The sequence below is a fragment of the Deinococcus piscis genome, assembly GCF_014653275.1.
Taxonomy (GTDB): Bacteria; Deinococcota; Deinococci; order Deinococcales; family Deinococcaceae; genus Deinococcus; species Deinococcus piscis.
The window spans coordinates 1-10,863 of sequence record NZ_BNAL01000053.1 but is presented as its reverse complement, the minus strand read 5'-3'; the positions used below and the strand labels follow the sequence as shown (position 1 = coordinate 10,863).

Sequence of the window (10,863 nt, the reverse complement as noted above, 5' to 3'; positions counted from 1 at the left end):
TGACACGGTATATTCCCCCTGAGCTGGGCCTCTATTTAGATTTGTCCAAACAAAGGGAGCTGCCCACCACCCAACCGCCTACTGCCCGCCACAAGGGCAACTTTCTGTCCAACCTGCCGGTCCGCCACAAGATCGCGGCGGCATTGGGCTACATGACCCTCCCGTTCCTGGGACTGGGTCTGACACAGCTCTACACCTACTACCAGGACTATAAGACCGCTGAAGAACGCCTGGAAATTGTTGCAGCCTATACCCCCATGCAGGAACTGCAGAAAAATCTGCGGTACATGCGCAGTCTGCCGTTCTCGCAGATGGGTGGCCAGACAGAAGCCCTGCAGACCAACATGAATTTGTTGTCACAAACGCTGCTGGAGCACGGCCACGATCACCAAGAGCTGCAAGACGTGACCAGCGCCTTGCAGCAGAAAATTGAAAGAATTGTTGCCGGTATCCAGAGCGGAGAGCTCAGCTCAACCACACTCAACAGCCAGGTCAGCTCTGCGCTCAACGGCGAACTGGCCAACCTCTTCGGACTCATTGCTGAAGGTGGCAACCTGCTCGCAGGAACCAAAGACGGCACCCACGCGGCCACCGATTTGGCGGTGCTTTCGACGGACATCCTGCCAGTGGCCTTGCCTGAAAGCAGCTTCCAGGTACAGCGCGCCCTGACCGCCCTGGATGAGATTCGGGCCCGTGATGGCGTCATCAGTGAAGCCCAGCAAGTCAAGGTTGCCAGCCTGCTGGAACGCAGTGAGGCGGCAACGGCGAACATCGCTCAAAAAGCGGCGACCATGTTTGAGGAATACCCAGACCTCGCCAGCGCCCTGAAGCCCAGCTATGACCGGATGCTGGCCGAAATGCAGGCCACCAATGACCTGATTCGGGCTGAAATGCTGGACAAAAACAAAACCGCCCTGACTTCTGCACAGGTAAATGAGCGGCTGAATGCGGGTCTGGACTCGCAGTACCAAGCTTTCGCCGCCACCACCAAGGCCATGGAGGGCCGACTGGCGGCAGAACGTGACCGGGCACGGAACAATCTGCTGACCATCCTGATTGGAGTGATCCTAGGTGCGCTGACCCTGTACGTTCTGACCCGCGTACTGTCGAACGCCATCAACCAGCCTCTGGGCCACCTCACCAAAGGCGCGCAGGCGCTTTCGCTGGGTCAATTCGGTGCCCGCGTGCCGGTCACCACGGGCGACGAGTTCGGCACCCTTGCGAACACCTTCAATGCCGCCGCCATGCAGCTGGAGGCCAACCAGCAGCGCGTTGAGCAAGAACGCCTGGAGCAAGAACGCCTCCAGAACAACATCGGGCAGTTCCTTAATGTCACGATGGACATCGCCGAAGGTGACCTCACCAAGCGCGGCACCGTGACCGAGGACGTGCTTGGCAACGTGGTGGACTCGATCAACCTGATGACTGAGGAGCTGGGCAACGTGCTTGGCGACGTGCAGAAAGCCTCGGGCTCCGTGACCAGCGGCTCCCGTCAGATGCTCAGCTCGACCCAGGACATTCAGCAAGGCGCGGCGCAGACCACGCAGGCCGCCCTGAACGTGGCGCAGCAGACCGCCGAAGTAAACCGCCAGATTCAGGACATGGCGCAGCTGGCCCAGGCCACAGCCGAAGCCGCCCGTCAGGCCCTGATCGCGGCCAACCAGGGACGTCAGGCAGTGCAGGAAACGCTGAGCGGTATGCAGGGTATCCGCACCACCGCCCAGACTGCCGAAGAGCGCATCGCCGCACTCTCGGAGCGCTCCAAACAGATCGGTCAGATTGTGGACACCATCTCGGGGATTGCTTCACAGACCAACTTGCTGTCGCTGCACGCTTCGATTGAAGCGGCGGGTGCTGGCGAAGCGGGCGAACGCTTTAGCGTGGTGGCCGAAGAGGTGCGACAGCTGGCCGATGAATCCGCGCAGGCCACCCGTCAGATCACCACCCTGATCAGCGGAATTCAAAGCGAGATTGCTGAAGTGGTGCGCACCATGCGCGACAACGCCGCACAGGTCAACCAGGGCTACGCCGTGGCCGGCACCGCTGGTGAGCGCCTCGAACAAATCGGTGAGCTGTCACGCGAATCGGCCCGCCTGGCCGAGCAGATTTCGCTTTCCACCCGCGAGCAGGTACAGAACATCGAGCAGGTATCCGCCTCGGCGCAGGACATCGCTCAGACCGCCGAACGCTCCCAGCAGTCGGTGGAGCAGGGCCGCGCCGCCGCCGACCAGTTGCAGCGCCTCGCTGACCAGCTCAACGCCTCGCTCTCACGTTTCCGCCTGCCGGGCTGATTGCCCCACTGGACTGGCAAACCTGAACCGGCCCAGCTGAACCGGCACAGTGCCGCAGGCCAAAGCTTACGCCCTTTGTGGTCCGCCCTTCATGACCGAATCTTCCCAGTGACCGATAGGAGCCCCATATGACTGTTACACCTTCACTTCCTTCGTCCCCCGTGCAGACCAGCAACGTCCCACGCGGCAACTTTCTCAGCCGCCTCAGCGTGCCCCAGAAAGTCGGTCTGCTCACCCTGGCCCTGAGCGTGCCGCTGATCTACTCCGTGGGCACCAACGTCGCGGCAGCCAGCCATGAGCTTGAGTCCGTGCAGCACCAACAGCAGGGCTACTTGTACCTCCAGCAGCTGTCCAATCTGCTGGGTGACACCCAGCTCAGCCGTGGTGCCATCTCGCGTGCCCTGAGCGCCAACCAGCGCGGTGAGCAGCTGATCGTGCCCGAAGTTCAGAAAGTGACCGAAAACCTCGCGCAGCTTGAGCAGCTCACCCAAACTGCGCCCCTCAGCGGCGAGATCACCGAAACCATCGTCCAGACCAACAAGGCGTGGCAAGAATTCCTGGCCAAGCTGAAAGGCCCTCAGCCGCCTACCGGCGCAGAGCTCGCCCAATCGTTCGACACCATTTTCAGCAAGCAGGTGTTGCCCCTCACCCAGTCAGTGGTGCAGGCCTCGAACCTGGCCCACTCGGACAACGCGGCCACCAACGCGCTGCTGAACATGACCACCAACGTGTTTCCCTCACAGTGGAACGACACCGGCTTTACGCGTTCGCTGACCGTGCGCGCTTACAGCGAGGCAGACCCTGCGACTGGCGCGATTGACTCAGGCAACCAGCGCGAATACCGCGTTCACCTCGCCAATGCGCGCGCCGCCCACCAGTTGATGGTGAGCAGCATGGAGCGTGCCATCCAGGCAGACCCAGCGCAGTCCGCTGAACTGCAAGCAGCCCTGGACAACATGAAAGCGGCCATGGGCAAGGTGTTCAGCAACTTTGAAACTGCTTTCCTGGCCGGAAACCGTGTGGGCCTGGCCCGCGATAAGGCTTTCCCCGCGCTGCAGCCGTCCTTCGACGCCGAAGCGCAGGCGTATCAGGCCGCCATGTCGGCACTGCAACAACAGCTGCGCCAAGAGAGTGATGCCATTCGCCGCAGCGAGATTCTCTCGCTAATCTTGCTGGTGGGCAGCATCGCACTGGCCACCACGCTGGCTTACCTGATTCTCCGCGCTATCACGCAGCCGCTCGGCCAACTGACCCAGGCGGCCACGGCTCTTTCGCGTGGGCAGTTCGGTGCCCGCATTCCCGTCACCAGCAGTGACGAGCTGGGCACCCTCGCCACCACCTTCAATGCTGCCGCCGCCCAGCTGGAAGCCAACGAACAGCGCGCCGAGCAAGAGCGCCTGGAGCAAGAACGCCTCCAGAACAACATCGGGCAGTTCCTGGACGTCACGATGGACATCGCTGAAGGTGACCTCACCAAGCGCGGCGTCGTGACCGAGGACGTGCTTGGCAACGTGGTGGACTCGATCAACCTGATGACCGAGGAGCTGGGCTACGTGCTTGGCGACGTGCAAAAAGCCTCGGGCTCCATGACCAGCGGCTCACAGACCATGCTGGCGACCACCTCGCAGATTCAAGAAGGTACGGCCATGACCGCCGCCGAAGCGCAGCGCGTGGCCCAGCAGGTGCAGGAGCTGACCAACTCGGTCCGCCAGATGGCCGAGCAGGCGCAGGCTTCTGCCGACGCTGCCCGCCAGGCACTGCTTGCCTCGCAGCAGGGCCAAGAAGCTGTGACCAGTACCCTGGACGGCATGCAGAACATCCGCCGCGAGGTACAGGGCGTGGCCAAGAGCATCAAAGGCCTTGGGGACCGTTCGCTGGAAATTCAGGAAATTGTAGATACCATCTCGGGCATTGCCCGCCAGACCAACTTGCTGGCACTCAACGCCACCATCGAGGCGGCGGGGGCCGGTGAAGCGGGCGGACGATTCTCCATCGTGGCAGACGAAGTGCGCAAGCTGGCAGACAACTCGGCTGCCGCTACGGGCCGCATCGCCGCACTGATCCAGAACATTCAGACCGAGATTCAGGACGTGGTCGTGAACGTGGAAGAATCCACCCGCGAGGTGGAGCAGGGCTACCGCGTGGCGGGCAGTGCCGGTGAACGCCTACGCCAGATTGGTGAACTGACCCAGCAGTCCGCGCAGCTCGCCGAGAGTATTTCGTCTGCCACCCAGCAGCAGGTACAGGGCATCGACCAGATGGGCAGCGCCGTGCAGCAGATTGCTCAGATTGCTCAGCGCTCCGAAGAATCGGTGGAGCAGGGCCGCGCCGCTGCCGAGCAGCTTCAGCAGCTGTCCGAACGTCTGAACGCCTCGCTGACGCGTTTCCGCCTGCCCAGCTGATGCCAGTGCCGTGCGGCCCGCAGCAGGCCACTTTGAAAGGGAGTTCATGACCACCGCCAACAACGAACTGTTGCACTTTTTCTTTGAAGATGTCAGGGGCACCATGTCCGGCATTGATGAGCGCCTGCAACAACTCAAGAGGACCCAGAGTTACGAGGACGCTGCTTCGCAGATGGAAGCCCTGGGCGTGCTGACCCACCGTCTGCGCGGTACAGCTGGCCTGTACGGCTTCCCGCAGATGGCCCAGCTGGCATCGGTGGCCGAGCGGCTGCTGATGCCCCGTCCCCGGCTCAAACCCGAGCTGCAAAGCACCTACACCGACGTGATGGACGGCATCGTTGCCGCTCTGCAGGGGGCCATCAGTCAAGCAGAGACCACCGGCAGTGAAGGCAGTCTGGGTCTGACCTTTGCCCAGAGCAGCGCCGCGCAGAAGATGGGTGAACTGCTGCGGGCCCAGCCCGAAGCCTTCCACCTGGCACGCGGTCACCTGCGCGGTCAGGGAGCGGAGCATGAAGCGGCGCGCCCTGACATGGCCGAACTCGGGACGGACGCTTCGGCCCAGACAGCAGCTGTGGTCACGGACCGACTGAGCCAGCAGCTCCAAGATTTTGCCCGCGACAACGCCGAAGTCTGGGAGTACTTTGCGCCAGAGGTGCAAGAATACCTGGATGCTTTGCAGCTGGGCCTGGGCGCTGCCGAGCCGGATATTGATGCGCTGTTCCGCTCCGCACACACCATCAAGGGCAGCTCTTATATGGTGGGCCTCCAACCGCTGGGTGACTTTGCCCACCGTATGGAGGACTTGCTGGGGGCCGTACGGGAAGAGCGGCAGGAACTGGAAGGCCCCGCCGCCGATACCCTGGAACTGGCCAGCAGCTTGATGGCGCAGATGTTGCAGGTTGCAGGTGGTGAGCGTGCCGAGTTGGATGAGCCGGCGGAGCGCCTTGCCACCCGCTTGCAGCTGCTCGCCGGTGGCCACGACTGGGCCGAAGTGGTGGCCCGCGAAACCCAGCGCGCCGCCGCCCAGCAAGCCGCGCAGGCCCCAGACCAGGGTGACGAGCAGCACAGTGAATCTGCGTCCAGCACTCTGGAACGAGAACTGCACACCTTTGGCCGGGACAATGCCGAAGTGATGGAATACTTCGCGCCCGAAGTGCAGGAGCACATTGATGCGCTGCGCGCGCAACTGGGCGGCTCAGCCGACATTAACGAGCTGTTCCGCTCCGCACACACCATCAAGGGCAGCTCTTATATGGTGGGCCTCCAGCCACTGGGTGACTTTGCCCACCGCCTGGAAGACCTCTTTGGCGCTGTGCGTGACGGCACTCAGCAACTGAGCGCGCCGGTGGTGGACACCATTGACCAAGCCGTAGACGTGCTGGCCCGCATGCTGGAACTCAGCCAGGGCGGCAGCGGCACGGTCAGCGCCGACGCTTCACTGCTGGGCGAACGCCTGCAGCAGCTGGCCCTGGGCCGCAGCTGGGACAGCGTCTTGGAAAGCGAGCAGGCCGCAGCGCTCCGCACAGCTGCACCAGTCGCCCCCGTCTCCAGCCCTGCGCTGTTGCCCGCACGCACCAGTGTGCGCGTGGACACCCGCCGCCTGGAAGACCTGATGGAGCAGGTCGGTGACTTGGTGGTGTCGCGTGCCCGGCTGGAACAGGCCCTGGGGCAGTTTGCGGCGCTACAAAGTGCACTGGACCAATCGCAGGCCCGCTTCAGCCGCACGGTACGTGACTTTGAGGAGCGTTACCTCAACCCCGACATGGTGACGGGCGGAACAGCCGACACAGGCCGCGCTCCGGTGCTCGGTACCGACCTGAGTGAACAGTTCGACGAGCTGGAATTCGACACCTACAACGACTTGAACATCCTGGCGCGGTCCATGACCGAGCTGGCCGCCGACTTCTCCGAGGTGCGTTCCCGCTTCGAGCAGGGGCTGCGGACTTTGCAGGAAGAAAGCGAAGACCTCGGCAAGCTGACCCGCCGCCTGCGTCTGGACCTCAGCCGCACCAGCCGCGTGCCGTTTAGCGGCACCGCCAGCCGCCTGCGCCGCTGGGCCCGCGAGCGTGAAGACCGGCTGCAACTGCACGTCGAAGGCGAGAGCACCGAAGTGGACACCGCCGTACTGCAACAGCTGGCCGAGCCCCTGCTGCACCTGCTGAACAACGCCGCCAGCCACGGCATTGACGCGCCCGAAGTGCGCCGCGCTGCTGGCAAGCCTGAGCAGGGCCAGGTCACGGTGCGCGTGGGCGAAGTGGGCAACTTCCTAGAAGTGACCGTGGCCGACGACGGCCAGGGCCTGAATCACGACGCCATTCGCGTGCGCGCGCTGGAAAAGGGCCTGCGTTCGGCGCAGGAGCTCGACCAGATGAGCGAGGCCGACCTGGCCCGCCTCATCCTGCTGCCTGGCCTGTCCACCGCTCAGACGGTCAGCGCCGAAGCTGGGCGCGGCGTAGGCATGGACGTGGTCGCCAGCACGCTGCGCCAGATGGGCGGCGACTTGCTGATTCAGACCGAATCCGGCATAGGCACCGCCTTTACCATGCGTATTCCGACCAACCAGCGCATCACCGACCTGCTGACCTGCCGGGTGGGCAACTCGGAAGTGGCCTTCTCGGTGGGCACCGTGCGCGTGCTGCTGGAGCGCCGCGCTGGCGAGCTCCTGAGCGGCCAGCATGGCCCCGAACTGCTGCTGAACGGCGAACGCCTGCCGGTCATTGACCTGCGCCGCATCTGGGGCGTGGACGAACCCAGCGAGACCTACAACCTGGTGGTTCTGAACCTGGTGACCGGCGACGTGGCCGTACGGGTCGATGCTTTTGGGGAAATCAACGAAGCCGCTGTGGGCGCCCTGGGCAGCGCCCTGGCCCAACTGGATTACCTGTCAGGTACCGCGATTTCTGCGGGTGGTCAGCCCATGCCCATCATCGACCCCGCGGGCGTGGCCCGGCTGGCCCGGCGGCGCGAAACCTGGCTGCGTCCCGAGTCCCGGAACACGGCGGAAACCCGTCAGGCCGCGCGGGTGCTGCTGGTGGACGACTCGCTCTCGGTGCGTAGGCTGGTCAGCCGCATGCTGGAGCGCGGCGGCTACGAGGTGGTCACCGCCGTCGACGGCCAAGAAGCCCTGGACCTGCTGCAATTGGACCCCCGCTTCAGCCTGGTCATCTCCGACCTCGAAATGCCCCGCATGAACGGCTACGAGCTGCTTTCGGCCCTGCGTGCCCGTCCTGCGACGGCTGACCTGCCACTGGTCGTGATGACCACCCGCGCCGGTGAAAAACACCAGCGGCTGGCGTTCCAGCTGGGAGCCAATGACTACTTCAGCAAGCCGGTAGATGAAGCGCTGCTGCTGCGGCGACTGGGCAGCATGGTGGAGAGCAGATGAAACGGATTTTCGTGGTGATGTCGGACCCGGCGCGCGCCGCGCTGATCGGTTGGCTGATCAGCGCCGCTGGAGCGCGCCCCTCGCTCAGTGAGGGGGCCCTTCCGGCCCTGACCGAACTGGAGCGCTCTGAAGTGGACGCGGTGATCTGTAGCGAGGACGTTGGGGACATGACCGGCGAGGATTTCCGCAACATCCTGCGCTATGAGCCGGCCACTCGACTGACGCCGGTGTACTTGATCACGTCACAGACGGGCCAGCAGCACGCCGAGCCCCCCAACTACAATGTCGAGCCAGCGACCAATACCCTGGACCTGGTACGGATGGTGCTCCAGCAGGTTGGCGTTCCAGCAGGGCCGGCTTTGCCCTGCGACTCCGCCCCCGGTGATCTGCGCGGTCAGATGGGCGAAGTGGGCCTTGCCGAGCTGATCAGCTGGGTGGCCGAGATGCAGCTGAGCGGTCACTGGCTGATTGAGTCCCAGGACCGCCGCGGCTACCTGCTGATGCAAGGTGGCGACATAACCTACGCCGAATTTGGTGGTCACACTGGGCACGCAGCCCTGCTGGAACTGTTGGACAGGGTCGGTCAAGACCCAGACAGCCGTTTCCGGTTCTGCCGCGCCGAGCTGCCCAGTGGCCCGCCCCCACGCAACATCGAGGAACGCACCGAGCGTCTGCTGATGGAAGTCACGGTTGACCTCGACCACCGCCACGCCGAACGCGCCGCGTCCGCCTGAATTCCCCATTTTCCCACCGCCCCAAGGAGAACCAATGAGCAATATTTTCGTGATTGATGACAGCATCAGCGTCCGCAAAGCGCTGGAGCTGTCCCTGAAAAAAGAAGGGCTGAATGTCCGCACGGCGGCCAGTGCCGAAGCCGCCCTGGAGCAGATGGATGAACCAACTGACCTGGTGATCGCGGACGTGATTATGCCCGGCCTCAGCGGTTTCGAGCTGTGCCAGACCCTCAAGGCCGATGGCCGCTACCAACACATTCCAGTGCTGATCATCAGCGGCAACGTGGACGCTGAAACCCGCCAACAGGCCCATGACGTGGGGGCGGCGGGCGTGCTGAAAAAGCCCTTCCGCCAAGAAGAACTGATGCCCGCAGTGCAGCACGCCCTGGCCAGCGCAGCGGCCCCCTCTGCGGCGCAGGAGCGGCAAGACACCGCCTTACAGGATGAGCCTGCTGCTCCCGAAGCTGCCACTGCGGCGGTCACGCCCACAGCACCACTGCGGACCTACGAGTACGGCGAAGCTCTGCGGGCCATGCTGGACCGCGCCGCCAACATGCCTGGCGTGCTGGGCACGGCCCTGGTGGAGCGCAGCGGCGAAGTGCTGGAGCGCCGGGGCGAACCGCTGCCGGACAACATCGGCCAGTTTGCCCGCTTTTATATCGGCACCGCTGACTTTCTGGCGGGTCAGCTGGACGAGCGCGGAGCCAGCCAGGTGGAACTGGAACTGGGCGGCAAGCGCCTGACCATCCGTTTCTTGAGCGACAAGCTGCTCGTGACCCTCAGCCGCCTCTGAGCTGGCCGTTTTCCCTCTCCCCTGCCTTCCCGCAGGGGATTTTTTGGGCCGGATGCTCCGCATCATGGACACAGAGATGCACTCTGGGCAAGGCAGGCAGGCCGCTCTAGAGCAGTTCTCCGAATTACGTGATGCGCGGAACGGCACCCCGCATCACTCCATTCTCCGCCCTGCTCAGTGTTTTGCACTCGCTCCGCTCGCCAAAAAGACGTTGCGTCTTTTTGTCAAATGCTCTAGGTCCCAAATCCAAAGCTCGGCATCACGGGCCACTCCACTTCTGAAGCAGCCCCCTCCAGCGGGAGAGTAACGATATGCAGATGCCGCTCCACAGCGCCCCCCAAGCGAATCGGCTCTCTCATTTCGGGAAATCCGGGAAGCCGTGGATAAATCAGCCAGAGATGCTGTGGCCCTGGCAAACCTGCGGGATGAAAAGTCGCACTGTAAGCCAACATCTGATAGGCGTCAGCCTGCGAAACGCCATAAGCACGGTGTGGCGCGTTCTCCAGGCGCTTCCACTTGGTGTCCGCAATCACAACTTCGCCGCTTGGCAGGGTCAGGTGCAAGTCAGGCCTGAGTCGGAAAACGGGCTGGCCATGCAGAGTGCCCAGCGCCTGACCTCGCACCTGCGTGCGGATGACCCAATCCGGATGATCGCGGCGCAGCAGCCAGGCCACATACGATTCGTAGACCTTGTTCATGTCAAAAAGGACGCTGACAGACCGTACACTTCCCCCACCCGTCAGCGGATTAAGGTCAAAAAGAATCAGCCGTACTAGCGACTCCAGCGGCGCAAAATGGGTATTTCCACGTTCCAGTCGCCAAGCACCTAGGTCAGCCCGAATGTCGCGGCTGGGAGGCACACCGTCCAGCACTTGCAGCGTTTTGCGGGCGAGGCGGCGGGTGCTCTCGGCAGCGCTCAGACGTGCAATGCGTTCCAGACTGCTGCGGACCAGGCGTGTTTCGGGGCGGTCAGGCCGGTACTCATCGTATGTGACATGCAGCAGATGGGCGCGGCTGGGAAGCTGGCGCACCTGCTGGGCAAGGTTCAACCGTCCGCGCAGCCCGGCACGCTCTTCTGCGACTGAGACATAAGCGTGCGGTACACCGCGCCGCAAAGCCCTCCGAAAGCCCGCCAGCGCATAAGCCAAAAAGACTTCAAATAGTGGCCTCTGGGCCGGGTCCAGGTCAGTAGGCAGCTCAGTAGGTGACAACTTCAGTTTGACCTCGTTCCAGACGGCAAAAACCAACAGACGGCCCC

Annotated in this window: 6 protein-coding genes; 5 read left to right on the top strand and 1 reads right to left on the bottom strand. The window is 63.5% G+C overall.

Annotation, left to right across the window (positions count from 1 at the left end; genetic code table 11):
* The 5 genes from IE158_RS12750 to IE158_RS12730 form a co-directional block, all read left to right on the top strand.
* The coding region (locus tag IE158_RS12750; protein ID WP_308430690.1) for a methyl-accepting chemotaxis protein at nt 1–2,291 on the top strand (2,291 nt) is incomplete at its 5' end.
* A 128-nt stretch (nt 2,292–2,419) separates the two neighbouring features.
* Nucleotides 2,420–4,693, top strand: a complete 2,274-nt coding sequence (locus tag IE158_RS12745) for a methyl-accepting chemotaxis protein (protein ID WP_189644094.1) — start codon at nt 2,420–2,422, stop codon at nt 4,691–4,693.
* 46 nt (nt 4,694–4,739) lie between these two features.
* Nucleotides 4,740–8,078, top strand: a complete 3,339-nt coding sequence (locus IE158_RS12740) for a hybrid sensor histidine kinase/response regulator (protein WP_189644093.1) — start codon at nt 4,740–4,742, stop codon at nt 8,076–8,078.
* Nucleotides 8,075–8,812 (top strand): DUF4388 domain-containing protein, encoded by a 738-nt coding sequence (locus tag IE158_RS12735; RefSeq protein WP_189644092.1) that lies wholly within the window; start codon nt 8,075–8,077, stop codon nt 8,810–8,812. The genes IE158_RS12740 and IE158_RS12735 overlap by 4 nt, the downstream gene beginning before the upstream one ends.
* A gap of 34 nt (nt 8,813–8,846) precedes the next feature.
* Nucleotides 8,847–9,605, top strand: coding sequence for a response regulator (locus tag IE158_RS12730; RefSeq protein ID WP_189644091.1), 759 nt, complete (start codon nt 8,847–8,849; stop codon nt 9,603–9,605).
* Between the two features lie 233 nt (nt 9,606–9,838).
* On the opposite strand, the gene IE158_RS12725 is transcribed toward IE158_RS12730, so the two are convergent.
* On the bottom strand, nt 9,839–10,863 hold a 1,025-nt coding region (locus IE158_RS12725), incomplete at its 5' end, for an McrC family protein (protein WP_189644090.1).

What these genes read in the sequence shown, in the direction of transcription:
- IE158_RS12745 (WP_189644094.1), top strand. Translation starts at nt 2,420, where the DNA reads ATGACTGTTACACCTTCACTTCCTTCGTCCCCCGTGCAGACCAGCAAC.
- IE158_RS12735 (WP_189644092.1), top strand. Translation starts at nt 8,075, where the DNA reads ATGAAACGGATTTTCGTGGTGATGTCGGACCCGGCGCGCGCCGCGCTG.
- IE158_RS12740 (WP_189644093.1), top strand. Translation starts at nt 4,740, where the DNA reads ATGACCACCGCCAACAACGAACTGTTGCACTTTTTCTTTGAAGATGTC.
- IE158_RS12730 (WP_189644091.1), top strand. Translation starts at nt 8,847, where the DNA reads ATGAGCAATATTTTCGTGATTGATGACAGCATCAGCGTCCGCAAAGCG.